Origin of the sequence: Micromonospora sp. DT48 (genome assembly GCF_049844495.1) — a bacterium.
GTDB lineage: Bacteria > Actinomycetota > Actinomycetes > Mycobacteriales > Micromonosporaceae > Micromonospora.
In genome coordinates this window covers 14,520-38,931 of the sequence record NZ_JBNCLE010000030.1, presented here as the reverse complement: position 1 = coordinate 38,931, position 24,412 = coordinate 14,520, and the positions used below count along the sequence as shown (strand labels likewise).

The window sequence follows — 24,412 nt, the reverse complement described above, 5'->3', positions numbered from 1 at the left end:
AAACAACCCACCAACGGGCCGCCATCCGGGGCACCACACCCGACCACAACCGCACCGGGCACTTTTACTACGTTACCCGGTGGTTTCTGTCGTGTCAAACCGGCTCGTGCCGCTTTGTCACGCTTCCACCCGTTATCCGGGCACCACGATCCGGCTGGCTTTCGCCAGAGCTGATCCTGGTTTTGGCAGGCCAGCCGCTGCGGTTTCCCGTTAAGCGCGCCTGGGGCCCTGCCGGTCGACAACCATACCCGGTCGGTTCCGCCCCACCAAATCCGCCTCCCGGCGAATCTGGGGCACCGCCCGGCCCGGACGCGATGGAGGACATCCATCCGATCCGAGAGGGTCTACCTGCGCTCCGGCCTGGGGTCTTTCGACCTGTTTCGTCCGTTCCGCGCTGGCAGAGAGAAGTTACGCGTCCGGTGGATTGATCGTCAAATCCACCGGACGCGTCCCACGTCACACCTGCCGGTCGGCGGTCAGGAGGTGACCTCCACCCCGGCGAAGGAGCGCTTGCCCCGACGCAGCACGAGGTACCTGCCGTGCAGCAGGTCCGACGGGGAGACCACGGCGTCGGTCGCGGTGACCCGGGTGTTGTTGACGTACGCGCCACCCTCGGCGATGACCCGCCGTGCCTCCTTCATGCTCGGCACCAGGCCGGACTCCTTGAACAGGGCGGCCACCTCCGGGAGGGTGTCGACGCGTACCAGACCGGCTTCGGTGAGCGCGGCGCGCAGCGTCTCCATGGACAGCTCCTCCAACGAGCCCCGGCCGAACAGGGCCTGGCTGGCGGCGACCGCCTGGGCCATCTCCCGCTCGCCGTGCACCAGGGTGGTCAGCTCCTCGGCGAGGGCGCGTTGCGCCGCCCGCGCCGCCGGCCGCTCCGCGACCTCCTTCTCCAGCTCCTCCAGCTCCTCCCGGGAACGGAAGCTGAAGTAGCGCAGGTAACGCGCCACATCGCTGTCGTCGACGTTGATCCAGAACTGGTAGAAGGCGTACGGGCTGGTCATCTCGGGATCGAGCCAGATCGCCCCGCCCTCGGTCTTGCCGAACTTCGAGCCGTCCGACTTGGTCACCAGCGGGGTGGTGAACGCCTGCACCGGGCCGAGCCCACGTCGCCGGACGTAGTCGACTCCGGCGGTGATGTTGCCCCACTGGTCGGAACCGCCGAACTGGAGCTGACAGCCGTGCCGACGGTGCAGCTCGAAGAAGTCGTTGGCCTGGAGCAGCTGGTAGCTGAACTCGGTGAAGCTGATCCCGCTCTCCAGCCGGGCCCGGACCACCTCACGCGCCAGCATCCGGTTGACCGGGAAGTGCTTGCCGACGTCACGCAGGAACTCCACCACCGACATCTCACCGGTCCAGTCCAGGTTGTTGACCAGGCGGGCGGCGTGATCCCCGGTGTACGACACGAAGGGTGCCAGCTGGTCGCGGATCCGCTGGACCCAGCTCGCCACCACCTCCGGTGGGTTGAGGGTCCGTTCCGCGCTCTCCTTCGGGTCGCCGATCTGCCCGGTCGCACCCCCCACCAGCAGCAACGGCCGGTGCCCGGCGAGTTGGAGGCGGCGGGCGGTGGTGACCTGCATGAGATGGCCGGCGTGCAGACTCGGCGCGGTCGGGTCGAAGCCCACATAGAAGGAGGCTCCCGGACCGTCGAGCAGCGCGCGCAGTTCGTCCGGGTCGGTGGAGTCCTGGATCAGGCCCCGCCAGCGCAGGTCGTCCGTGAGGGAGTCCCGCCGGACCGGCGGGAGGTTGCTGTCGGTCACGATCACCGATTGTCCCCCATCAGCCCGGTCCGGCCCTACCGGGTTCCGCCGGAACACACCGGCACTAGGCTGGCCATTCCAAGATCGTGGAGGTGACCGTGGACGTGTCGGTGATGTCGGGCGGCTTCTTCGCCCTGCTCGGGCTGGAGTTGGACGAGATCAGCGGAGACCGGGTCACGATCCGCTGGCGGGTCCGCCCGGAGCTGCACCAGCCGTACGGCATCCTGCACGGCGGGGTGCACTGCTCGGTGGTGGAGACGGCGGCGAGCCTGGGGGCCGGGGTGTGGCTGGGCGAGCGTGGGCGGGTGGTCGGCGTGTCCAACCAGACCGACTTCCTGCGGGCCGTACGCGACGGTGAGTTGGTCGCGGTCGCCACCCCGGTGCACCGGGGGCGGAGCCAACAGCTGTGGCAGGTGGAGATCACCGACGCGGACGGGCAGTTGGTCGCCCGAGGCCAGGTCCGCCTCCAGAACCTCTATCCGGACGCCAGCGAGCGGGGTGCCTGACCGAAGGCGTAGCGGTTTTGGGTAGATAGCGGCTTTCGCGGCGTTATCGTCGCGTCGATGACCGAGCCCTGGCCGCCGACGTGAGGAAGCTCCTCGCCGCCACCCTCGGCATCCTGTCGGCGGTCGGCGGCTTCGTCGACATCGGCGACCTGGTCGCCGCCGGTCAGGCCGGTGCCCGCTTCGGGATGGCGCACACCTGGGTGCTCCTGCTCGGGGTCGTGGCGATCTGCGCGTACGCGGAAATGGCCGGACGGATCGCGGCGGTGACCGGCCGGGCGGTCTTCGACCTGATCCGGGAGCGGCTCGGCGCGCGGATGGCGCTGGTCAACCTGGTGGCCTCCTACCTGGTCACGGTGATCACCCTGGCCGCCGAGCTGGGCGGGGTGGCGCTGGCGTTGCGGCTGGCCACCGGGGTGCCGTACCTGCTCTGGGTGCCGATCGCCGGGATCGCGGTCTGGCTGGTGCTGTGGCGGATGCGGTTCCCGGTGATGGAACGGGTCTTCGGGCTGGCCGGGCTCGCTCTGGTGGTCTTCGCCGTCGCCCTGTTCTGGCTGCCGACCGACTGGGCGTCGCTCGGCCGCAGCGCCGTGGCACCGGACGACTCCGGCCAGGGGTGGGGGGCGTACTGGTTCGTGGCGGTGGCGCTGTTCGCCTCGACGGTCAGCCCGTACGAGGTGTTCTTCTTCTCCTCGGGCGGAGTGGAGGAACGCTGGAGCGCGGACGACCTCGCCGACGCCCGGTTCAGCGTGCTGGTCGGCTTCCCGATCGGCGGTTTCCTCGCCCTGTCGCTGATCGCCACAGCGGCCGTGGTGCTGCGCCCCGCCGGGCTGTCGGTGGACGGGCTCGACCAGGTAGCGCACCCGGTGGTGCTGGCCTTCGGCGCGGTCGGTCTGGCGGTGGCCGCGCTGGCGTTCTTCGCGGTCACCTTCGGCGCCGCGCTGGAGACCGGCCTGTCCGCCGCGTACGCCGCCGCGCAGTACTTCGGCTGGCAGTGGGGCAAGCGGGTCAGTCCCCGCGAGGCGGCCCGCTTCCACACGGTACTGCTGGTCAGCGTGCTGCTCGGGGTGCTCCTGCTGCTCACCACGGTCGACCCGGTGACGCTCACCGAGTACATGTTGATTATCAGTGCGGTGGCGTTGCCGCTGACCTACCTGCCGATCCTGGTGGTCGCCAACGACCGCACCTACCTGGGCGACCGGGTCAACGGTCGAGCACTCAACCTGCTGGGCTCGGTGCTGCTGCTGGTCATCCTCGTCGCGTCGATCGTCGCCGTACCGCTGGCGATCGGTACGAGGATGGGCCAGTGAGGATCCAGGTCAGCCAACAGCTGCTCGACCGGCAACTCGTCGACCGGGACGGGCGGCTGATCGGCAAGGTCGACGACGTGGAGTTCGCGTTCGACGCGGACGGCGTGCCGTACCTGCGGTCGCTGCTCAGCGGGCCGGGGGTGCTCGGGCAGCGGGTCGGCGGGCGGCTCGGACGGATGCTGGTGCTGGCCGCCGAGCAGTTCGTCACGGATCGCCCGATGCGGCCGCTGCGCATCCCGTACGCCCTGATCGAGCGGGTCGACAGTGCGGTGTGGCTGCGAGTGGGCGCCGACGAGCTGCCCACCTCGCCGGTGGAGCAGTGGTTGCGCCGGAATCTGATCGGCCGGATCCCGGGAGCGAACCGTGCGAGCGGGTGAGCTGCTCGGCCGGACCGCGTACGACCTCCAGGGCCGCCGGTTGGGTCGGGTGGTGGACCTCGTCCTGCGGGGTCCCGCCGACGGCCCGCTGCGGCTGACCGACCTGGTCGTCGCGCGGCACTGGTACGGGCGGATGAGTGGGCGGCTGATCGGTCCGCAACGGCACCCGTCGGGTCCGTGGGCGATCCGCGCGCTGGCCCGGATGCTCGGTCGCCGCACCAGGCAGCTGCCGCTCGACCGGGTGCGGTTGGACCCACCGCTGCCGGAGCCGCCCGCTGCCGACCCGGCGGGTTGACTCAGCGCCGGTTGCCGTCCAGCACCGGCGGCAGATCCGTCGGCGTGCCCGCCGTGCCGTCCGGGCGCGTCTCGGGCGCGTCCACGGCGGCGGGGACAGCGGGCTCGGGCACGTCGGCGGGTACGGCCGGATCGGATGCGGGCACCTCGACGACGGGCTCGTCCGGGTCCGTGCGCGTCTGGGCCGTGCGACGCAGCCGGACACCGGAGACCACCCGGTCGTCGGCGAGGGTCACCTCCAGCCGCCAGCCGTCGACGGTCAGCTGCTCCCCGGCGGCGGGGATCCGGCCGAGACCGGCCAGGACCAGCCCGGCCACGGTGGTGTACTCGCCGTCCGGGCGTCCGGGCAGCTCCACACCGATGTCGGAGAGGTCGTGGATGGGAAACGTGCCCGGCAACAGCAACGCACCGTCGGCGTCGGTGCGTACCTCGCCGACATCGCGGTCGGTCTCGTCGTAGATCTCCCCGACGATCTCCTCGAGGATGTCTTCCAGGGTGACGATGCCCTCGACGGCACCGCGCTCGTCGACGACCAGGGCCATGTGCTGGCGTTCGGCCTTGAACCGGCGCAGCGCGTCGACCACCGGCACCGAGTCCGGCAGCAGCATCGGCGCGCGGGCGTACTCGTCGACCGGCTGGTCGCCGCCGACGCCGACCAGGTCCCGCAGGTGGATCACGCCCACCGCGTCGTCCAGCCCTCCGTGGCGTACCACCGGCGCGCGGGAGTGCCCGGAGGCGGCCAGCACGATTCGGGCGGCCTCCGCCGTGGTGCCGCTGTCCAGGCAGAAGACCCGCAACCTCGGCACCAGCACGGCCCGGAGCCGTCGCTCGGCGATCTCCACGGCGCCGGCGATGATGGTCTGCTGCTCCTTGGTGAAGCCATGGTGGCCGGCCACGATGTCCCGCAGCTCGTCCGGGCTGATCTCGTCCCGCTCGGGCTTCGGGTCCAGCCCGAAGAGTCGGACCACCAGGTCGCTGGTGGCACCGAGCACCCAGACGGCCGGCCGGGTGAGGGCGGCCAGCAGGTTGAGCGGCCGGGCGACGAGCAGCGCCCAGCGCTCCGGGATCTGCATCGCGATCCGTTTCGGGGCCAGCTCGCCGAAGACCAGGGTGACGAAGGTCAGCACCAAGGTGACCAGCACCACGGAGACCGGGCCGGCGGCCCGGCCGAGGATCCCTTCCAGCACCGGCACCAGCGGCTTGGCCAGCGACACCGCGGCGGCGGCCGAGGCGAGGAACCCGGCCAGGGTGATGCCGATCTGGATGGTGGCCAGGAAGCGGTTGGGGTCGCGGGCCAGCCGGGCCAGCACCCGGCCCGTGCGCCCGGTGCGTTCCAGCCGCTGGACCTGGCTGTCGCGCAGCGAGACCAGCGCCAGCTCGCTCCCCGCGAAGATCGCGTTCAACACGATCAGGACTGCGACCAGGGCCAGCTGGCTCCAGTAGCTCTGCACGCCCGGTTCTCCCTCGCTGGACCGCGCCCGGTGGCGGCCCCACCGGCGTAGCGGTGCCTATGCCCACTCGTTCCGGCGGTGAATCATCGCCCTGGCACCACGGCCGCGACAGCCAGCGCTGGCGCGACGGGCGGGACGGTCAGCCCTGGGGCAGCGCGGGGGCGGGCAGATCCAGCACGTACGACTCCCCCGCCCGGTGGAACCCGAGCCGGTGGTAGTACGGGGCGATCATGCCCGGTGGGCTCACCACCTGACGGAAGCCCCGGTCGGTGAACAGGCTGCTGCGCCGGTAGACGAACTCGCCGGGGGTGAAATCCCGAAACGGCGGGGTGACGTAGTCCAGGTCGACCTGGGCCACTCCGTCGCCGACGTCGCGCACCAGCACCACACCGACGACCTCGTCGGCGCGTACCACGAGGAAGGCCGATCGACCCGCCGGTTGGTCCGGGTGGAACCCCGGGTTGAAGCGGGCGATGTCGGCGGCGTGCACCCGCAGCGTGTGGGCCAGGAACGCGTCGTCGGCGCCCACCTCGACCACCTGGTAGGTCTGCTCGTCGTGGCGGGTGGTGAGCAGCCGCCGCAGGTACCAGATGTTGATCACGGCCAGCACCACGTTCAGTCCGACCATGGGCCAGACCTGTATCGCGGCGTTGTAGCCGATCAGGACGGCGCAGCCGACCAGGTTGAGGGCGCGCAGCCGGAGGATGCGCGTCTGCAGCAGCGACCACACCAGCAACGCGGAGCCGGCCCAGCCGGTCAGTTCCAGCCAGTTCACCCCGCGAGGGTAGTCGCCGCCCTGGTCAACCTCCGTTTCAGGGGGCGGATCACGCCGCAGCGGGTAAGGATCACGCCGGTAGTTCCAGGACGTACTCGTCGACCTCGTGGCCCCGGCCCGGGGCGTACGCCCGGTCGGTGCCGCGCACCACGAACCCGCACCGGCGCAGCACCGCCAGCGAGGCGGTGTTGTCGGTGGCCGCCCGCGCCACCAGCGGCCGGCGCGTGACCTCCCGCAGCAGCGCGGCCAGGGCGCGGGTGGCGTACCCACGTCCCCAGTGCGCCCGGTCGATCCAGTAGCTGACCTCGAAGGCATCGGCGACCGGGAAGGCCAGCACGTGACCGACCACCGTGCCGTCGACGGTCACCGTGCGGGCCAGGTTCTCCGGGCCGGTGAGGATGCGGACCCAGTGCGCGGCGAACGCCCGCCGGTCCGTCGGGTCCTCGGCACCGAAGGCGGCCATTCGGCTGGCCTCCGGGTCGAGCTGGTGCACGAAAAACTCCACCAGGTCGTCCTCGCGCACCGGGCGGAGCCGCAGGTCATCGGTCACCGGCCGACCATACGCCGTCGGGTTGAGGACCAGCGGCCCTGCTCGGATCGGCTTTCGGCCCTGCCCCCACCGGCGGCGGCGTTGCTACCAACGAGGCAGAGGCATCAACGGCGAAGTGGAGGCCGGGTCATGACCAGGTACGTGTACGACTTCATCGAGGGCGGTCGCGACATGGCCGACCTGCTCGGCGGCAAGGGCGCCAACCTCGCCGAGATGACCCGGCTCGGACTACCGGTGCCGCCGGGTTTCACCGTCAGCACCGATGCGTGCCGGGCGTACCTCGCCGACCGGGCAATTCCAGAAGGACTGTTCGACGAGGTGAACGCCCACCTGCGGGAGATCGAGGTGCGGCTGGGCCGGCGGCTCGGCGACCCGGCTGAGCCGCTGCTGCTGGCCGTCCGGTCCGGCGGACGCTACTCGATGCCCGGGATGATGGAGACGATCCTGGACATCGGGCTCAACGACGCCACCGTGACGGCGCTGGCCCGGATCAGCGGCGACGAGCTGTTCGCCTGGGACTCGTACCGACGGTTGATCCAGATGTTCGGTCGGACGGTGCACGGCGTGCCGGCCGAGGAGTTCGAACGGGAACTTGACGCGTTGCGGGCCACCGCCGGGCCGGACGGTCCGACGGCGGAGCAGCTGCACGGGCTGGTCGAGACGTACAAGAAGGTGTTCGCCGACCGGGTCGGTCACGACTTCCCGCAGGCCCCGCACGAGCAGCTCTACCTGGCGATCCGGGCGGTCTTCGAGTCGTGGAACGCCTCCCGGGCGGTGCTCTACCGACGCCGCGAACACATTCCCGACGACCTGGGCACCGCGGTCAACGTGATGGCGATGGTCTTCGGCAACCTGGGCCCGGACTCGGGTACCGGGGTGGCGTTCACCCGTGATCCGGCCACCGGCGCGCCCGGCGTGTACGGCGACTACCTGTCCGACGCCCAGGGCGAGGACGTGGTGGCCGGGGTCCGCAACACGGTGGGCCTGGACGAACTGTCCCGGCTCGACCCGGCCAGCTACCGCCGGCTGACCGGGATCATGACGACGCTGGAGCGGCACTACCGGGACCTGTGCGACGTGGAGTTCACCATCGAACGGGGCCGGTTGTGGATGTTGCAGACCCGGGTGGGCAAGCGAACCCCGGCAGCCGCGTTCGTGATCGCCGCGCAGCTCGCCGACGAGGGTCTGATCAGCTGGGACGAGGCGTTGACCCGGGTCAGCGGCGCGCAACTCGCCCAGCTGATGTTCCCCACCTTCGACCCCGAAGCCACGCCGGAGCCGTTGGCCACCGGCGTCGGCGCCTCGCCCGGGGCCGCCGCCGGCCGGGTGGTCTTCGACAACGCCGCCGCCACCGGAGCGGACGGACCGGTGATCCTGGTCCGCCGGGAGACCAACCCGGACGACCTGCCCGGCATGATCGCCGCTGCCGGAATCCTCACCGCACGGGGAGGCAAGACCTCGCACGCCGCGGTGGTCGCCCGGGGCATGGGACGCACCTGCGTCTGCGGGGCGGAGGCGCTGGAGATCGACCCGGAGCGCGGCGAGTTCCGCGTCGGCGACCGGACGGTCCGGACCGGTGACCTCATCTCCATCGACGGCACCACCGGCCGGATCTACCTCGGCGAGGTGCCGGTGCGTCCGTCCCCGGTGACCCGCTACCTCGCCGGTGAGCTGGCGCCGGAGTCCGACCGGCTGGTGTCGGCGGTGGATCGGCTGCTGCGGCACGCCGACTCGGTGCGGCGGCTCGGCGTACGCGCCAACGCCGACACCCCGGACGACGCGTCGCGGGCGCGGACACTCGGCGCGGACGGCGTCGGGCTGTGCCGTACCGAGCACATGTTCCTCGGCGCCCGCCGGGCCCTGGTGGAGCGGTTGATCCTGGCCGACGGGCTGAACGAGGTGCACGCCGCGCTGGCGGAGCTGCTGCCGTTGCAGCGGGAGGACTTCGTCGCGATTCTCGCGGCGATGGACGGCCTGCCGGTGACCATCCGGCTGCTCGACCCGCCGCTGCACGAGTTCCTGCCCCCGTTGCCCGAGCTGGCCGCGCGGGTGGCCCGGGCGGAGGCGCTCGGGCAGGACCCGGGCCACGACGCGGTGCTGCTGGCCGCCGTCCGCCGCATGCAGGAGAGCAACCCGATGCTGGGCCTGCGCGGGGTCCGCTTGGGTCTGACGGTGCCGGGTCTGTTCGCGATGCAGGTCCGAGCCGTGGCCGAGGCGGCGGCGCGGCGGGTGGCCGAGGGCGGCGACCCGCGCCCCGAGATCATGGTGCCGCTGGTCGTCGACGTGCATGAGCTGGCCGCGGTGCGGGCCGAGGTGGCCGACGTGCTGGCCACCGTCCCGGGTGCACCGCCGATCCCGGTCGGCACGATGGTCGAGACGCCGCGCGCGGCGTTGACCGCTGGGGCGATCGCGGGCGAGGCGCAGTTCTTCTCCTTCGGCACCAACGACCTGACCCAGACCACCTGGGCGTTCTCCCGCGACGACGGGGAGGGCTCCTTCCTCCACGACTACCTGGAGCGGGGCATCGTCGAGGCGTCGCCGTTCGAGACCGTCGACGTCGCCGGGGTGGGCCGGCTGGTCCGCCTGGCGGTGGCCGAGGGCCGGGCCGCGCACCCCGGCCTGACCGTCGGTGTCTGCGGCGAGCACGGCGGTGACCCGGAGTCGGTGGAGTTCTTCGCCAAGGCCGGACTCGACTACGTCTCCTGCTCGCCGTACCGGGTGCCGATCGCCCGGTTGGCCGCCGGTCGGGCCGCGGTGGCCCGCGACTGCGCCGGCTCCGACGCCCGATAGGAGGTACCCGAGATGACTGCGATCTTCAACGCCACCGGGCCGAATCTGCTGGTTCCGCCCCGAGCTGCCCCGGAAACGGCGCAGCAGCCGGCAGCGCCGCTGTCGGTCGGGCCGGTGCTGGAACTGCCCGGCACGCCGCCAGCCGCCCTGGTGCCGGTGAACCGCGACGGACGCCCGGTCGGGGTGTTCGTCGCCACCGGCGGACACGTCCGGTACCGGCCGCTGCCCGACCCGGACCGGCTGCTGGTCGCCACCGCCGGGGTGTTGGCCGTCGGACTGGTCACCGCCGGTGCCACGGCGCTGGTTCGGCGGCGACCACCCGCCGTCGGCCGGCTGAGCATGGGACCGGGCGGCTGGGTCAGCTTCCGCGGGGTACGCACACCACTGCCCCGGGCTGCCCGTCCCCGGTGGGCTCGCCTGCTACGGGCCCGCCGCCTAGTCCCTGAACGCTGAGCACGACGCCGCCCGTCGCGTCCCGGCGGGCACGTTCGGTGATGTCGCTCGGGGCGTGACCACGTCGACGGGGACCATGCGGCAGGGCCGTTGGTCCCGGGGCGCGCGGGCGGATCGCCCTTGCCGGGCGGAGTCGACCTCGGCGAGGCTGGTGTCGAAGGGGCGTGCCGCCGGGGCACGCCCGGCACACAGGGCGGAGCGGACGGTGGCCGGACAGGTCCAGGTCGCGGACGGGGACGTACGCAGGGAGAGCATCGTCGCGGCGGCACCCGACGCCGGGCTCAGTTCGGCCGAGGCCGCCCGGCGGCTACGGATCGACGGACCGAACGCCGCCGCGACACCGCCCCGCCGGCACCTCGCGACCCGGATCGTGCATCAGCTCTCCGATCCCCTGGTCGCCCTGCTGCTCGCCGCCGCCGTGGTCACCACGGTCCTGCGGGACTACCCCGACACCGCGGTGATCCTGCTCGTGGTCGCAGTCAACACGGCGATCGGCGTGGTGCAGGAGGTACGCGCCGACCGGGCCATCGCCGCGCTCGATCAGCTCGCCGCACCGACCGCCCGGGTGGTCCGCGACGGTCGGCACGCGGTGCTGCCCGCAACCGAGCTCGTCCGGGGTGACCTGGTGCGGGTCGAGGCCGGCGACGTGGTTCCCGCCGACCTGCTGCTGCACGAGGCGAGCCGGCTGCACCTGGACGAGTCGGCCCTGACCGGGGAGTCGGTGCCGGTCTGCCGGGCGGCGGGTGAGGAGGTCAGCGCCGGCACGGTGGTGACCACCGGTCGGGCCGACGGCACGGTGGTACGCACCGGCGCGGCGAGCGCGCTCGGCCGGATCGCCACCCTGGCGGCCACCACCCGACCGGCGGCCACCCCGCTGCAACGTCGTCTCGGCTCGCTCGGCCGGATCCTCGGCCTGGCCGCGGTGGCCCTGTCCGGGCTGGTCTTCGCCGTCGGTCTGCTCAGCGGTCGACCCCTGGTGGAGATGGCGGTCACCGCGGTGAGCCTGGTGGTCGCCGCGGTGCCGGAGTCGCTGCCCGCCGTGGTGACGCTGGCCCTCGCGCTCGGTGCGCGCCGAATGGCCACGGCGCGGGCGATCCCCCGCCGGCTGCACGCGGTGGAGACGCTCGGCTCGGTCACCGTGATCGCCTCGGACAAGACCGGCACCCTCACCGAGGGGCGGATGGCCGTGCAGCAGGCGGTCACCGGCGACGGCGTACGGTTCGGGGTCACCGGCAGCGGGTACGCCCCGCACGGCACCGTGCACCGCGACGGCACGCCGGTGGCGGTGCCGGACGAGCTGCGCCGACTGGCCCGGGCCGGGCTGCTCTGCAACGACGCGACCCTCGCCCCGCCGACCGAGCAGCGACCGTCCTGGGGTGCCGTGGGTGATCCGTTGGAGGCGGCCCTGGTGGCCTTCGCCGCGCGCTGCGGCCTGGACCCGCAGAGCACCCGCAACGCCTGGCCCCGGATCACCGAACACCCCTTCGACCAGCAGCTACGCCGGATGACCACGGTGCACCGCGCGTGTGGGCGCGGCTACCTGGTGGTGTGCAAGGGCGCCCCGGAGAACGTGCTCACCACGCCGCTGCTGGACGCCGACGCCGACGAGTTGGCCCTGCTGACCGCCGCCGCGCAGCGGTTGGCCGGCGACGGGCTGCGGGTGCTGGCGCTGGCCGCCGCCCTGGTGGACCGGCCACCGGCCGACCCCGCGTACCCCGACGGGCTGCGTCCGGTGGGTCTGGTCGCGGTCGGCGATCCGCTGCGTGCCGGTGCGCCACAGATCGCCGCCGGTTTCGCCGACGCCGGGGTGCGGCTGGTGCTGGTCACCGGCGACCATCCGGCGACCGCGGCGGCCATCGCCGGACAGTTGGGCCTGTGGGCCGAGGGCGACCCGGTGGTACGCGGCGACGACGGCGACCCGGCCGCGGCGCCACCGGCGGCGCGGGTGTTCGCCCGTACGCAGCCGGAGCAGAAACTCGACATCATCGCCGGGTTGCAGTCCCGAGGTCACGTGGTGGCGATGACCGGCGACGGCGTCAACGACGCGCCCGCCCTGCGCCGCGCTGACATCGGCGTGGCCATGGGTGGCGGTACGGAGGTGGCCCGGCAGGCGGCCGACCTGGTGCTGGTCGACGACGATCTGTCCACGGTGGCCACCGCGATCGGTGAGGGTCGCCGGATCTACGACAACATCCGCCGGTTCCTGCGCTACGCCCTCGCCGGCGGGGTGGCGGAAATCGCGGTGATGCTGCTCGGGCCGTTGTTCGGGCTGCCCGTACCGCTGCTGCCGGCGCAGATCCTCTGGATCAACCTGCTCACCCACGGCGTGCCCGGGGTGGCCCTGGGCGCCGAGCCGGCCGAGCCCGGCGCCCTGCGTCGGATACCGCGCTCGCCGCAGGAGTCGGTGCTCGGCGCGGGGCTGGGCCGACAGATCCTGGTCGGCGGCGCACTGATCGCGGCGGTGACCCTGGGCGCGGGCGTGCTCGCCGCCCACTGGGGCCGTCCGTGGCAGTCGGTGGTCTTCGTGGTCCTCGGGCTGGCCCAGCTCGGGGTCGCTCTGGCGGTCCGCGCGCCCCGACCGCCGGGGCACCGGTGGGTGAATCCGGCGTTGCCGCTCGCGGTCGCCTTCTCCGCGCTGCTCCAGGTCGCCGGGGTGCTGCTGCCGCCGCTGCGGGACCTGCTCGGCACCGAGGCCCTCGGTGTCCCGGAGTTGCTGGCCTGCGGCGTGGTCAGCGTGCTGCCGGGTCTGGTGCTGCGGCTGACCCGCCGAACGCCGGGTACCGACGACGGCATGTCCGCCCATTCCGCTGCCGTCGGATGACAGGCTGACGGGGACGTCGAGGAGGAGAGTGTAATGGTCAGCAAGACCGGTGCTCCCATCGTGGTGGGGGTGGACGGATCCGAGACCGCCCTGCAGGCGGTGCGCGTCGCGGCGGGGGAGGCGGCGCAACGGAACCGTCCGCTGCGGATCGTGCACGCGTTCATCTGGCCGCTGATGAAGGTGCCGTTGGGGCCGGCGCCGGGCGCGCCCGCCGACGCGGGGCTCCGTGGCCAGGCCGAACGGTGCGTCGCCGAGGCGGTCGCCGAGGCCGGGAAGGTGGCCCCGGAGGTGGCGGTGACCGGCGCGGTGGTCGATGGGGCGGCAAGTCCCGTCCTGCTCGCCGAGGCCCGGGACGCGGCGATGGTCGTCCTCGGCAATCGTGGTCTGGGTGGCTTCGCCGGGCTGCTGCTCGGCTCGGTGGCCGTGCAGGTCAGCGCGCACGCCGAATGCCCGGTGCTGGTGGTACGCGGCGAGGTGCGGGCGGACGGGCCGGTGGTGGTGGGGATCGACGACTCGGAGCTGTCCCGGGAGGCCGTCCGGTTCGCCTTCGAGGAGGCGGCGTGGCGTGGCGCCGAGCTGGTGGCGGTGCGCGCGTGGCTGTATCCGACCCCGGTCGGTCCGGGCGACATCCTGCCGCTGGTCTACGACCTGGACGCCTTCCGGGACGAGGAGGAACGCGTCCTCGCCGAGGCGGTGGCGGGCTGCTCCGAGCAGTATCCGGAGGTGCCGGTGCAGCGGCGGTTGGTGCGCGGCTCCCCCGGTCGGGCGCTGGTGGAGGAGTCCCGTACCGCCCAACTGGTGGTGGTCGGTGCCCGGGGACGCGGGGCGCTGGGCGGGTTGCTGCTCGGCTCGGTCAGCCACGCCGTGCTGCACCACGCGCACTCCCCGCTGGCGATCGTCCGGAAACTGCGTACGGTCGAGGAGACCTGACCGGTGGCGTGTCGAGGTGTCCCGGGGCGGGACACCTCGACAATGACCTGACCGACCGATGGAGAGACGATGAACCGACCTGTCGTGGTGGGGGTGGACGGATCGCCACCGAGCCTGGTGGCCGCGGAACACGCGGCGCAGGCGGCGGTGTGGCGATCCCGGCCGCTGCACCTGGTACACGGCTACCTGCACCCGCTCGGCTACGGCGTGCCGATCAACCCGTACGAGGTGGGCATACCGGCGGCGTCGGAGGACGGTCGCAAGATGCTCGAACAGGCCGCCGCCGACTTGGTCGACCGGTGGCCCGGGCTCTCGGTCGAGGTACGCCAGGTGGCCGGTGGGCCGGGTGCGACGTTGGTCGAGGAGTCCCGCCGGGCGGAGCTGCTGGTGGTGGGCAGCCGGGGCCTGGGCGGCTTCGCCGGGCTGCTGCTCGGTTCGGTCGGCACCCAGGTCGCCTCGCACGGTCACTGCCCGGTGCTGGTGATCCGACCGCCGGACCGTCCGGTTCCCACCGAGGGGCCGGTGCTGGTCGGGGTCGACGGGTCGGAGTCGGCCGAACTCGCCGTCGGGTACGGCGCCGAGGAGGCTGTCCGCCGGGGCGGCACGCTGGTGCTGGTGCACGTCGCCGACGAGGGGGACGACGACGGGGCGGCGCTGCTCGCCACCGCCGGGGCGGCGGCGCGGGGCAGCCACCCGGGGCTGACCGTGGACGAACGGGTGATCGTCGCGCCGAAGGCCGACCACGCGCTGATCGAGGCGAGCGGGGACGCGGCGCTGGTGGTGGTCGGATCGCGCGGTCGGGGTGGCTTCGCCGGGCTGTTGCTCGGCTCGGTCAGCCAGGCGCTGGTGCACCATGCCCGGTGCCCGGTGCTCATCGCCCACCCGCACCAGCCGCAGCAGTGAGAGCTCGACCGGGCCGCCTGCCGGCGGCCCGGTCGAGGGTGGTCAGGTGTCCTGGCCGCCGAGCAGTTGGTCGAAGCTGGTGGTGAGGGCGAACGGGTCGGCGGGCCCGTCGGACGGCGCGCTGCGCCGTACCAGGTCGGCCAGTTCCCGGCCGGCGCGGTCGATCCGGGCGCGCAACGCGCCGTCGACAGCACCGCCGGCCCAGTCCTCCGGTGCGGCGAAGACCGCGGTCGGCGCCACCACCGCCCGCAGGTAGGCGAACATCGGGCGGAGCGCGTGCTCCAGCGCCAGGGAGTGCCGTGCCGTGCCGCCGGTCGCGCCGATCAGCACCGCACGGCCACTCAGGGCGTCGGCGTCGACCAGGTCGAAGAACGACTTGAACAGCCCGTTGTACGAGGCGTTGAAGATCGGACTGACGGCGATCAGACCGTCGGCGCCGGTGACGTCGTCCAGGACCTGCCGCAGCGATTCCGACGGGAAGCCGGTGAGCAGGTGGTTGACGATGTCGTGGGCGTGCTCGCGCAGCTCGACCGGGCGCAGGGTGACCTGCTCGCCGTGCCGGACCAGCTCGTCGCGGGTGGCCGCGGCGAGCTGGTCGGCGAGCAGCCGGGTCGAGGAGGGCTGGCTGAGCCCGGCCGAGACCACGGCGAGGGTACGCGCGGTCATCCGGCCGCCTCCGGCGTCCGACAGGGTCATCGGGCCTGCTCCGGTGCCCGGCCGGTGACGTCGTCGACGGCGTGCACGGTGTTGTCGCCGCCACCACCGGCGGCGGCCCGCAGCGAGGCGTGGGTCGGCGCCAGCGGCACGTGGGCCGGGCGCAGCGACTCGAACTCCTTGCGCAGCACCGGCACGACCTCCTCACCGAGCAGGTCGAGCTGCTCCAGGACGGTCTTCAGGGGCAGCCCCGCATGGTCGATGAGGAACAGTTGCCGCTGGTAGTCGCCGACGTAGTCACGGAAGCCGAGGGTGCGGTCGATGACCTGCTGCGGGCTGCCCACGGTCAGCGGGGTCTGCGCGGTGAACTCCTCCAGCGAGGGTCCGTGGCCGTAGACCGGCGCGTTGTCGAAGTACGGGCGGAACTCGCGCACCGCGTCCTGGGAGTTGCGGCGCATGAAGACCTGACCGCCGAGACCCACGATGGCCTGGTCGGCGCTGCCGTGACCGTAGTGCGCGAAACGCTGGCGGTACAGGCCGACCATCCGCCGGGTGTGCTCGGCGGGCCAGAAGATGTGGTTGGCGAAGAAGCCGTCGCCGTAGTAGGCGGCCTGTTCGGCGATCTCCGGGCTGCGGATGGAGCCGTGCCACACGAACGGGGGCACCCCGTCGAGCGGGCGTGGCGTCGAGGTGAACGACTGCAAGGGGGTACGGAACTTGCCCTTCCAGTCGACCACGTCCTCGCGCCAGAGCCGGCGCAGCAGGTCGTAGTTCTCGATCGCGAGCGGGATGCCGTTGCGGATGTCCTGGCCGAACCAGGGGTAGACCGGCCCGGTGTTGCCCCGGCCCATCATCAGGTCGACCCGGCCGTCGGCGAGGTGTTGCAGCATCGCGTAGTCCTCGGCGATCTTCACCGGGTCGTTGGTGGTGATCAGCGTGGTCGCCGTGGAGAGCAGCAGCCGCTCGGTGCGGGCGGCGATGTAGCCCAGCATGGTGGTGGGTGAGGAGGGCACGAACGGCGGGTTGTGGTGCTCGCCGGTGGCGAAGACGTCGAGGCCGACCTCCTCGGCCTTGAGCGCGATGGTGACCATCGCCTTGATCCGCTCGGCCTCGGTCGGCTCCCGCCCGTTGGTCGGGTCGACCGTGACGTCGCCGACGGTGAAGACTCCGAACTGCATGACCGCTCCTCGTGTCGTCCGACCGGGGCGGGTGGCCCCGACGCTCCCGACAACATAGTTGACGCGTCAACTATTCCGCTCACCGGCTTGTGCCAGTGTCCCCCGCCCCGCCGTTCCCATCCCCGGCACCGTCAGGTTCGTCGTCGTGGCACGTGCCGGCGGTACGGGCTGACGGTCGGGTCGCCGGTGATCCAGAAACGCCAGGGCACCTCGTGGGCGGCGGCCACGCCGACGCGCGGCCCGGCGGAGACGGCTGCCGGTGCGACCGGGCGGGTCGACGGCGTCAACAGCAACGGTCCGGTCCCGTCGAACACGCAGGTGCCGTTCGCCGTCGCGTCGACACCCAGCGCCACCACCAGCCGGGCCGGCCCACGGGCGAGGTCGCGGTCGGGCACCTCCCCGCGTCGCTTGCGGGCCAGGTCCAGGCCGTCGACCACCTCACCGGCGCGCAGCAGGACCGCCGCCGCCTCCCCCTCACCCCCACAGACGACATTGAGACACCAGTGCATGCCGAAGACGAAATAGGTGTAGGCGTACCCGGCCGGGCCGAACATGACCCTCGTCCGGGGCGTGGGACCTCGGTGGGCGTGCGAGGCGGGGTCCACCCCGGTTCCCGCGTACGCCTCGACCTCGGTCAGCCTGATCCGGACCCCGTTCGCCGCCACCTCCCAGCCGAGCAACGTGCGTGCGGTCTCGGCGACGTGTGCGGCAGGAGCGCGCAGCCAGGGATGGTCCACCCGTCCAGGTAACCCGGCCCGACGCCCGACCGGCAACCTCGCGCTGATCCGACCCGGCCGTCACTGTGGGCGTCGACGTGCGACGAGGTCGTTCTCGTACGCGGCGATGACGAGCTGCGCCCGATCCCGGGCGTCGAGCTTGGTGAGCAGGTTGCCGATGTGGGTCTTGACGGTCTTGATCGAGATGGTGAGTGACCGCGCGATCTCGTCGTTGGACAGGCCGCGCGCCACGAGAGACAGCACCTCCGTCTCGCGCCCGGTGAGCCCGTCGATCCTCCGGACCTCCGGCGGGCCGGGCCGGTCGAGGTAGTGCGCGACGAAACGGGTGAGGATGCTGGGGGCGAAGAGGGACTCGCCCGCGTGGGTGCGCCGAATGGCGTCGACGAGTTGGTCCGGGTGGGCGTCCTTGAGCAGGAAACCGTGCGCTCCGGCGCGCAGCGCGGCGGCCACGTACTCGTCGAGCGCGAACATGCTGAGCACGACGACCCTGGTGCCGCCCAGGTCGGCGGCGGCGGTGATGCGTTCGGCCGCTTCGATGCCGTCGCCGTCGGGCATCCGGATGTCCATCAGGACGACGTCGGGACGGCGTTCCCGGGTGAGCGACACCGCCTCGTTTCCGGTGGCGGCCTGACCGACGACGGTCAGTCCCGGGGTGCCGTCGATGAGCAGGGCGAGGCTGTGCCGCAGCAGCGGCTGGTCGTCCGCGACGAGCACCCGGATGGCGGTGGCACGACCCGGTGGTTCAGTGGTCATGGGGAGCACCGGGCCGGCAGCCGTGCCGTCAGGTGGAAGCCCGGCCCGACCGGACCGACGTGCAGGGCACCGTCGAGCATGCTCACCCGCTCGCGTAGCCCGTCCAGGCCGTGCCCGGCACCGGGGCGCGGTCGCCAGCCGGGCCGGGGCCCGTCGTCGCGTACGCTCACCACGATCGCGTCGCCGTCGCGGTCCACGGTGACGTGCGCGCGGGTCGGACCGGCGTGCCGGGCGGTGTTGCTCAGCCCCTCGCGGACGATCGCGCACACCGCGAGTTGCACGCCGGGTGGCACCTGACCGACGTTCCGCACGTCGACGGTGGCGGTGATCCCGGTGGCGGTGGCGGACCGCACGATCTCCGGTAGGGCGTCGAGCGTGTCGGGTGGCCGCCACGGAGCGGATTCGCCGCCCGGTGCGCGGAGCACGTCGAGCATCCGCCGCAGTTCGGCGGTGGTCTCCCGACCGATCCTCTCGATGTCGGACAGCGCGTTCGCCTGTTCGGTCGCACCGGTCGGCCCGGTCATCCGCGCGGCCGTGGCGGCACGGACGGTGACCAGGCCCATGCCGTGCGAGACCAGATCGTGCAGCTCACGGGCGATACGCAGGCGTTCGGCCGCCGCAGCCCGCTCGGCGGCCCACGCGGTCAGCCGGTCCTCGTACACCCGGCGTTCGTGTCGGACGCGCAGCACCGCCCAGAGCGACGCCACGACAGCGACCGCGGTGATCAGCGTCAGCAGGAGTGTCCCGGCCGGCCCCTCGGCACCCGCCGTGGTGAGGCAGAGGAGCAGGATCACCGGCACCACGACGGCGACGGCGGTCAGCCAGGATCGCCGTGCCGGTCGCCCGTCAGGTGCCACCTCGCGAGTCTAGGAACCCGGACCGTGCCAGCACATCGGACCTGGGTCGGAGCGACCTGGGGTGGGGGCAGCCAGTGGAAGTCCCGGCTCTGGTCCGATGACGCGGACCACCACGTCGGGCTGACATGGTGGGCATGCTGTCAGTCGAGCGTCTGGTCAAGCGGCGCGGCTCCCGCGAGATCCTCACCGACGTCACCTTCCGGGCCGCACCGGGCCGGGTGACCGGTCTACTGGGGCCCAACGGTGCGGGCAAGTCGTCCACCCTGCGCATCCTGCTCGACCTGGACCGGGCGGATGCCGGCACAGCCCTGGTCGACGGCCGACCGTACCGGCGGCTGCGTCAGCCGCTGCGCACGGTCGGATCGATGCTGGACGGTTCCGGCGCGCACCGCTCCCGTACCGCCCGCAACCACCTCACCTGGATGGCGCGCAGCAACCACATCCCGACCCGACGGGTCGCCGAGGTGCTCGACCAGGTCGGGCTCGGTGCCGTCGGAGGCACCCGGGTCGGTCGGTTCTCGTACGGCATGTGCCAGCGACTCGGGTTGGCCGCCGCGCTGCTCGGCGAACCCCGTGCGCTGGTGCTCGACGAGCCGGTGAACGGGCTCGACCCGGAGGGCATTCGCTGGATCCGAGGACTGCTGCGCGGTCACGCGGACGCCGGCGGCACCGTGCTGCTCTCCAGCCATCTGATCAGCGAGGTCGACCAGATCGCCGACGACCTGGTCGTCATCGCCCACGGGCGGGTCGTCGCCGCCGGCCCGACCGGCGAGGTCACGGCCGGGTACCCGACCCTGGAGGATGCCTTCTTCGCCCTCACCGGACCGACGGCAGGTGGGCGATGAGCTTCCCCAACACGGTCGCCGCCGAGATACGCAAGACGGCGACGCTGCCGGCGACCATGGTCGCCCTGGCTGTCGCCGTGCTCGGTCCGGTCGCGATCACCCTGATCAACGCCGTCGGTGTCCGCGCCGCGCTGCGCAGCGGACGACCCGAGCTGACGGCCTACACCTCGCCGGTCGAGGCGGTCTTCTCCGCGGTACCGATCGGCACGGTCGGCGCGGTGGTCCTCGGCGTCGTCGCCGTCAGCGCCGAGTACACCGCGAACCGAGCGAACATCGGCGGCGGACGGCAGATCACCACGACCCTCACCGCCACCCCCGGCCGGCTCGGCGTGCTGGCCGGCAAGGCGATCGCCGTCAGTCTGCTGGTCGCGGTCGCGGCCCTGGTGGCGATTCCCGCCTCGTTGGCGCTGGCCGACAAGATAATCGGCGGGTACGCCCCACCGACTCCGGACGGAGTGCTGTCCCGCTCGGTCGGTGCCGGGATCTACTGGATGCTCACGGCGCTGACCGCCCTCGCGGTCACGGTCTTCACCCGCAACGGCATCGCTCCGATCATCGTGCTCGTGGTGAACAGCTCCCTCGTCTCGGTCTCCGTGCTGCTGTCCCACCTCACCCCGCTCGCCAGGTTCCTGCCCGACCTCGCAGGCATGAGCATGTTCGCCGGTGACCTGTTGGCGTTCGACGAGGCGCTCGCCCCGCTCCCCGGCGGCCTGGTCATGGCGACGTGGACGGCGGGGCTGCTCGTGCTGGCCGGTGCGGTCTTCCGGTGGCGGGACGCGTGAGCCGCTCCCATGCCCGGGCCGCCGCCACGGAGCTGACCAAGCTGTCCGGCCTTCCTGCGGTGCCGGCCACGGCCGTCGGCACGATCGGCGCGGCGATGGTCATCACCGGGGCACTGGCCGCCGCTCCGCTGGGTGCGGACGACCCGGTCGCGGTCGTCCTCCAGGCGGTGCCGTACCTCCAGGCCGGCACCGTCGCGCTCGGCGTCCTCGTGGTCGGTACCGAGTACACCGATGGGCAGATCCGCACCACCCTGCTGTGCGTACCGGACCGCCTGGCGGTGCTGGTCGGCAAGGGCATCGCCTACCTGGCCTGGGCCACCGGAACCGCTGTCGCGGCGCTCGTCACCGGGCTGCTCACGGCCCGCGTCGCACTGTCCACACACGACGTTCCCGTGGTCACCGATTCTCCTGTGTGGAGGGTCGTCGGCGCGGCGGCCTATCTCGTGCTCATCGGATCGCTCGGTCTGGCGCTGGCCACGCTCACGCGGGCCGTCGTCCCCGCTCTCGTCGTCACGCTCAGCCTCATCCTGGTCGTTTCGCCGGTGCTGGGCACCGTCACCCCGCACGCCCGATACCTGCCGGACCGGGCGGGGGCCCTGCTCTACCTTCCCGACCCGGCACCGCCCCTGACGCCCGTCAGCGGCCTGCTCGTCCTGCTCGGCTGGATCGCCGTCACCGGGGGCGGAGCGGCGGCTGCCTTCCGACGCCGGGACGCCTGAGCGAACCCGTCCCGGCCGCCGACCGATCCCCTGCCGCAGGGGATCGGTCGGCACGTTTCATCCACACCTGGCGGGTACTCCGGCATATCGGCGCCGTCGTAGGTGCACAGCATCTCCGAGTGAGGGAGTACGCGATGCCCGATCAGCAGCCCACCATCATCTTCGTGCACGGCGCGTTCGCCGAGTCGGCGAGCTGGAACGGTGTGATCGAGCGCCTCGGGGCCTACCACGTGCTGGCCGCCGCCAATCCGCTGCGCAGCCTCCCCGGCGACGCCGCCTATCTGTTGGACGTGATCCGAGGGGTCGGCGGCCCGGTCATCCTCGTCGGGCACTCGTACGGCGGCATGGTGATCACGCAGGCGGCGGCCGACAACCCGACGGTGCGCGCCCTGGTCTACGTCAACGCCTTCGCCCCGGAGACCGGCGAGAGCGCACTGTCGCTGTCCGGGCAGTTCCCCGGCAGCACCCTCGCCGACACCCTGGTGCAGTATCCGGTGTCCACCGGCGGTAACGAGGTGGCGATCGGTCAGGACGCCTACCACAAGCAGTTCGCCGGGGACGTCTCCAGCGAAGTCGCCGCCCTCATGGCCCGCACCCAGCGGCCGGTCACCGAGCAGGCCCTGAACGACGCTCTCACCGGCGACCCCGCCTGGCGGACACTGCCCAGCTGGTTCGTGTTCGGCGATGCCGACATGAACATCCCGGTCGCCGCACACCGGTTCATGGCCGAACGGGCCAAGCCGCAGGGCCAGCGTGAGCTGATCGGCGGCTCGCACGCGATGGCCGTGGCCCGACCGGGCGAGGTCGCCGAAACCGTCATCGAAGCAATCCGAGGCATCGGCGGCTGACGCCTCGTGCGGGTCGCCACCGCGTGCGCGCCACCGGGGCGCACGAGGATCGGCGGCCCGTGGCTCACAGGCGCAGGGCCTCAACGGCGTCGCGGAGCGTGGCCGCTCGCGCAAGCGGCCGGAGGACGCCCTCCTCGGCCAACCAGAGGTGGCAGGTACCGCGGTTGAATGATGCCGTGACGGGTTGGCCGGCGTAGTGGTTGCCGAGCCGGCGGATCAGCACGGTCGGGTCCGGCGGCGGTGGCGACGGTGCGGCCTGCGGGACGGGTACCGGCTGCTCCGGGTCTCGGGGCACGGTGGCGAGCAGATGGTTGTCCAGGTGCTCGACGCAGCGGGCGACGGCCAGTTCGACGCTGGCGTACAGCGGCAGCTCAGGGCCGATCTCGGCGTCGCGCGCCGCGAGCCCCACGTGCCACCGCTCCCCCTGGATCTTCGTCGGTTCACCGACGTCGAGCCGGTGGTCGCAGTAGGTCAGCACGGCGGTCAGGTCCACAGCGTGCGCGAGCCGCAGCAGGTCGGTCAGCGACGGTGCGTCAGGGACGGCGGCCAGCACGAACAGGCGCGCTCCGGGCAGCCCGGCGGCGAGGCGTTCGAGGTGCTGCCGGGCCGGCTCGACGTCGGGGTCGAAGGCGGTCACCGTACCGTCGAGCAGGTCCTGGTCGAGCGGCCAGTCCTCGTCGAGACGGCTCAGGTCAGCCGGGCGTACCCCGAAGGTGGTGGCGTGGCGGGCCAGCCGCCAGCGGGTGGGAAGCTGATGCACGGTGGTGCCGTTGGGTTGGTGGCCGACCACCGGCGCGGCCTCGCCCGGCATCGGTCGCCAGGTCTCGTGGCTCACCCGGCGCAGGTCGGTCACGGTCACCGTCAACGCCGCCGGGATGCGCCCGCTGTCCCGGCAGGTCGAGCAGCGCAGCGCCGACGGGGCGAAGCCGGCACCGGCACAGTCCGGGCAGTGCGGGTCAGACCGGCTGGCGGCGGTACGCCGACAGTCGCAGCGGCGCAGCCGGGTGCCGGGCCGGCAGTCCGGGCACGGCCGCTGCGCGATCGGCTCACCCCACCAGACCGGATCGGGCGGCTCGGTGGCCCGCCGCAGCTTCTGCTCGACCCGCTGGACGATCTGGCCGGTCTCCCGCTCGTACAGCTCCTCCACCCGGCCGGCAGGGTGCAGCGGCGTGTGCCACCAACGCCCGTCGCGCCAGATGGCCTGCGCCCCGGGCGCGTCGCCGGCCAGGTCCGCGAGGACCTTCCGGGCGAGCCGGTCAAGATCCACCACCCGGGGTACGTCGGCAGTCGGCACCGGCCGCACCGTGTACGCGGGGGCGTGCCGTCCCCGCTCGTCCAGCCCACGCAGGGCGCTGGCCACGGTGGTGCCGGCGACCGCCGAGGCGAGATCGACGGCACCGGCAACGTGCCGCTCCCGGGGCACCGGCGAGCCGGGCAGGTCGTAGCGCACCTGCCAGAGCAGCCAGCCGTGCCGGTGGCGGGCCTCCACCACCAGGTCGAGGTGAAGCAGATCGGCCAGCCCGCAGAGCCGGGCCAGCTCGTGGCCGGGAACCGCAGGTGACGGTGTTTCGGTGCTGCGTCCCACGTAGACGCGCCACGGGTCGAAATCCTGCCGGGCCAGGGCCGCTGCCTCCAGCGCCAACCGCCGCCGTTGCGGCAGATCGGGCTGCCACGACGTCGGGTACCAGACCAGAATGTCGTCCAGGCGCCGCCGACCCCAGCGCGGGCGCAACCCCCGCACCCCGACCGTCTCGGCCAGCTCGCCGACCAGCTCCCGCGCTCGCCACACCCGTTCCGCGTCGACCTGCGGCACGACCCGACCGGGCACCAGCCGCCGGGAAGCCGCCGCCCCGCTGTCCAGGTTGACCACCGTCACCACGAGCTGCGCCCGCCGCCGCCCGCTCTGCCCGCACCGGTAACACACCTCGGCCACGCTGCCGTCGCCGCCGCAGACCCGACAACCGGCGTACGCCTCGTCGCGGTACGCACCCACGTCCACCACCAGCCGGTCCCCGCCGTCGGTGCAGCAGCACCGCCGCACCAGGAAACCCATCCCCGAACACTCGTCACAGTCGACCACCGCGGTCACTGGTCTGTATCCGTTCGCGACTGTGGGGCT

At 72.7% G+C, this 24,412-nt stretch carries 23 protein-coding genes; 13 read left to right on the top strand and 10 right to left on the bottom strand.

The features are described 5' to 3' along the window. Positions 1–476: 476 nt before the first annotated feature. Positions 477–1,769, bottom strand: coding sequence for a tyrosine--tRNA ligase (gene tyrS, locus ACLQ2S_RS25530; protein ID WP_375335335.1), 1,293 nt, complete (start codon positions 1,767–1,769; stop codon positions 477–479). 107 nt (positions 1,770–1,876) lie between these two features. Between tyrS and ACLQ2S_RS25525 the strand changes: the two genes are divergently transcribed. From ACLQ2S_RS25525 to ACLQ2S_RS25510, 4 genes are all read left to right on the top strand, one after another. Further along, positions 1,877–2,269 carry a PaaI family thioesterase gene (locus tag ACLQ2S_RS25525; RefSeq protein WP_155218236.1) on the top strand — a complete coding sequence of 131 codons (393 nt, stop codon included), beginning with the start codon at positions 1,877–1,879 and terminating at the stop codon, positions 2,267–2,269. 80 nt (positions 2,270–2,349) lie between these two features. Continuing rightward, positions 2,350–3,576, top strand: a complete 1,227-nt coding sequence (locus ACLQ2S_RS25520; RefSeq protein WP_425703418.1) for an NRAMP family divalent metal transporter — start codon at positions 2,350–2,352, stop codon at positions 3,574–3,576. Then, the gene (locus ACLQ2S_RS25515) at positions 3,573–3,953 is read left to right on the top strand and encodes a hypothetical protein (RefSeq protein ID WP_309223273.1); all 381 of its coding nucleotides are present in this window, start codon (positions 3,573–3,575) and stop codon (positions 3,951–3,953) included. The genes ACLQ2S_RS25520 and ACLQ2S_RS25515 overlap by 4 nt, the downstream gene beginning before the upstream one ends. Then, positions 3,940–4,248 (top strand): PRC-barrel domain containing protein, encoded by a 309-nt coding sequence (locus ACLQ2S_RS25510; RefSeq protein WP_425703416.1) that lies wholly within the window; start codon positions 3,940–3,942, stop codon positions 4,246–4,248. The genes ACLQ2S_RS25515 and ACLQ2S_RS25510 overlap by 14 nt, the downstream gene beginning before the upstream one ends. A 1-nt stretch (position 4,249) precedes the next feature. Here ACLQ2S_RS25510 and ACLQ2S_RS25505 read toward each other — a convergent pair whose 3' ends face one another. The 3 genes from ACLQ2S_RS25505 to ACLQ2S_RS25495 form a co-directional block, all read right to left on the bottom strand. After that, a complete protein-coding gene (locus ACLQ2S_RS25505; protein ID WP_309223271.1) occupies positions 4,250–5,698 on the bottom strand; it encodes a hemolysin family protein in 1,449 nt (482 codons plus the stop codon). A gap of 139 nt (positions 5,699–5,837) precedes the next feature. Next, positions 5,838–6,473, bottom strand: coding sequence for a hypothetical protein (locus tag ACLQ2S_RS25500; protein WP_309223270.1), 636 nt, complete (start codon positions 6,471–6,473; stop codon positions 5,838–5,840). A gap of 70 nt (positions 6,474–6,543) precedes the next feature. Beyond that, entirely contained in the window at positions 6,544–7,023 is a 480-nt protein-coding gene (locus ACLQ2S_RS25495) for a GNAT family N-acetyltransferase (RefSeq protein WP_425703413.1), read from the bottom strand. 129 nt (positions 7,024–7,152) lie between these two features. Between ACLQ2S_RS25495 and ppdK the strand changes: the two genes are divergently transcribed. The 5 genes from ppdK (at position 7,153) to ACLQ2S_RS25470 (ending at position 14,920) form a co-directional block, all read left to right on the top strand. After that, positions 7,153–9,813, top strand: a complete 2,661-nt coding sequence (gene ppdK / locus ACLQ2S_RS25490) for a pyruvate, phosphate dikinase (RefSeq protein ID WP_425703411.1) — start codon at positions 7,153–7,155, stop codon at positions 9,811–9,813. Positions 9,814–9,825: 12 nt separating this feature from the next. Continuing rightward, on the top strand, positions 9,826–10,266 hold the full coding sequence (locus tag ACLQ2S_RS25485; protein ID WP_425703409.1) for a hypothetical protein: 441 nt from the start codon (positions 9,826–9,828) through the stop codon (positions 10,264–10,266). A gap of 205 nt (positions 10,267–10,471) precedes the next feature. After that, a complete protein-coding gene (locus ACLQ2S_RS25480) occupies positions 10,472–13,087 on the top strand; it encodes a cation-translocating P-type ATPase (protein ID WP_425703407.1) in 2,616 nt (871 codons plus the stop codon). Between the two features lie 33 nt (positions 13,088–13,120). Further along, the gene (locus ACLQ2S_RS25475) at positions 13,121–14,017 is read left to right on the top strand and encodes a universal stress protein (RefSeq protein ID WP_425703405.1); all 897 of its coding nucleotides are present in this window, start codon (positions 13,121–13,123) and stop codon (positions 14,015–14,017) included. Between the two features lie 69 nt (positions 14,018–14,086). Further along, positions 14,087–14,920, top strand: a complete 834-nt coding sequence (locus ACLQ2S_RS25470; RefSeq protein WP_425703403.1) for a universal stress protein — start codon at positions 14,087–14,089, stop codon at positions 14,918–14,920. Positions 14,921–14,962: 42 nt separating this feature from the next. Here the strand turns inward: ACLQ2S_RS25470 and ACLQ2S_RS25465 are convergent, their stop codons facing one another. The 5 genes from ACLQ2S_RS25465 to ACLQ2S_RS25445 all read right to left on the bottom strand — a co-directional run bounded on the left by ACLQ2S_RS25465 (position 14,963) and on the right by ACLQ2S_RS25445 (position 19,099). After that, entirely contained in the window at positions 14,963–15,586 is a 624-nt protein-coding gene (locus tag ACLQ2S_RS25465) for an FMN reductase (protein ID WP_155218224.1), read from the bottom strand. A 26-nt stretch (positions 15,587–15,612) separates the two neighbouring features. Then, positions 15,613–16,752, bottom strand: a complete 1,140-nt coding sequence (locus ACLQ2S_RS25460; RefSeq protein WP_155218082.1) for an LLM class flavin-dependent oxidoreductase — start codon at positions 16,750–16,752, stop codon at positions 15,613–15,615. Between the two features lie 131 nt (positions 16,753–16,883). Next, positions 16,884–17,489 (bottom strand): DNA-3-methyladenine glycosylase, encoded by a 606-nt coding sequence (locus ACLQ2S_RS25455; protein WP_309223267.1) that lies wholly within the window; start codon positions 17,487–17,489, stop codon positions 16,884–16,886. Positions 17,490–17,549: 60 nt separating this feature from the next. Then, positions 17,550–18,242 (bottom strand): response regulator, encoded by a 693-nt coding sequence (locus tag ACLQ2S_RS25450; RefSeq protein ID WP_155218078.1) that lies wholly within the window; start codon positions 18,240–18,242, stop codon positions 17,550–17,552. Beyond that, positions 18,239–19,099: a sensor histidine kinase gene (locus ACLQ2S_RS25445; protein WP_425703400.1), complete on the bottom strand. Its 861-nt coding sequence runs from the start codon at positions 19,097–19,099 to the stop codon at positions 18,239–18,241. The genes ACLQ2S_RS25450 and ACLQ2S_RS25445 overlap by 4 nt, the downstream gene beginning before the upstream one ends. A 134-nt stretch (positions 19,100–19,233) precedes the next feature. On the opposite strand from ACLQ2S_RS25445, the gene ACLQ2S_RS25440 reads away from it, so the two are divergent. The 4 genes from ACLQ2S_RS25440 (at position 19,234) to ACLQ2S_RS25425 (ending at position 22,293) form a co-directional block, all read left to right on the top strand. Beyond that, entirely contained in the window at positions 19,234–19,944 is a 711-nt protein-coding gene (locus ACLQ2S_RS25440) for an ABC transporter ATP-binding protein (protein WP_425703398.1), read from the top strand. Continuing rightward, positions 19,941–20,726: an ABC transporter permease gene (locus ACLQ2S_RS25435; RefSeq protein ID WP_155218074.1), complete on the top strand. Its 786-nt coding sequence runs from the start codon at positions 19,941–19,943 to the stop codon at positions 20,724–20,726. Before ACLQ2S_RS25440 ends, ACLQ2S_RS25435 begins: the two co-directional genes overlap by 4 nt. Further along, positions 20,723–21,445, top strand: a complete 723-nt coding sequence (locus tag ACLQ2S_RS25430; RefSeq protein WP_155218072.1) for an ABC transporter permease — start codon at positions 20,723–20,725, stop codon at positions 21,443–21,445. The genes ACLQ2S_RS25435 and ACLQ2S_RS25430 overlap by 4 nt, the downstream gene beginning before the upstream one ends. A gap of 134 nt (positions 21,446–21,579) precedes the next feature. Continuing rightward, positions 21,580–22,293: an alpha/beta fold hydrolase gene (locus tag ACLQ2S_RS25425; RefSeq protein WP_155218070.1), complete on the top strand. Its 714-nt coding sequence runs from the start codon at positions 21,580–21,582 to the stop codon at positions 22,291–22,293. 64 nt (positions 22,294–22,357) lie between these two features. Here the strand turns inward: ACLQ2S_RS25425 and ACLQ2S_RS25420 are convergent, their stop codons facing one another. Further along, positions 22,358–24,382: a hypothetical protein gene (locus ACLQ2S_RS25420; RefSeq protein ID WP_425703395.1), complete on the bottom strand. Its 2,025-nt coding sequence runs from the start codon at positions 24,380–24,382 to the stop codon at positions 22,358–22,360. Positions 24,383–24,412 lie beyond the last annotated feature (30 nt).

Bases quoted from the DNA above. Each gene is read 5' to 3' on its own strand.
- ACLQ2S_RS25460 (WP_155218082.1), bottom strand. From the start codon at position 16,752: ATGCAGTTCGGAGTCTTCACCGTCGGCGACGTCACGGTCGACCCGACC.
- ACLQ2S_RS25525 (WP_155218236.1), top strand. From the start codon at position 1,877: ATGTCGGGCGGCTTCTTCGCCCTGCTCGGGCTGGAGTTGGACGAGATC.
- ACLQ2S_RS25450 (WP_155218078.1), bottom strand. From the start codon at position 18,242: ATGACCACTGAACCACCGGGTCGTGCCACCGCCATCCGGGTGCTCGTC.
- ACLQ2S_RS25485 (WP_425703409.1), top strand. From the start codon at position 9,826: ATGACTGCGATCTTCAACGCCACCGGGCCGAATCTGCTGGTTCCGCCC.
- ppdK (WP_425703411.1), top strand. From the start codon at position 7,153: ATGACCAGGTACGTGTACGACTTCATCGAGGGCGGTCGCGACATGGCC.
- ACLQ2S_RS25470 (WP_425703403.1), top strand. From the start codon at position 14,087: ATGAACCGACCTGTCGTGGTGGGGGTGGACGGATCGCCACCGAGCCTG.
- ACLQ2S_RS25435 (WP_155218074.1), top strand. From the start codon at position 19,941: ATGAGCTTCCCCAACACGGTCGCCGCCGAGATACGCAAGACGGCGACG.
- ACLQ2S_RS25425 (WP_155218070.1), top strand. From the start codon at position 21,580: ATGCCCGATCAGCAGCCCACCATCATCTTCGTGCACGGCGCGTTCGCC.
- ACLQ2S_RS25475 (WP_425703405.1), top strand. From the start codon at position 13,121: ATGGTCAGCAAGACCGGTGCTCCCATCGTGGTGGGGGTGGACGGATCC.
- ACLQ2S_RS25440 (WP_425703398.1), top strand. From the start codon at position 19,234: ATGCTGTCAGTCGAGCGTCTGGTCAAGCGGCGCGGCTCCCGCGAGATC.
- ACLQ2S_RS25465 (WP_155218224.1), bottom strand. From the start codon at position 15,586: ATGACCGCGCGTACCCTCGCCGTGGTCTCGGCCGGGCTCAGCCAGCCC.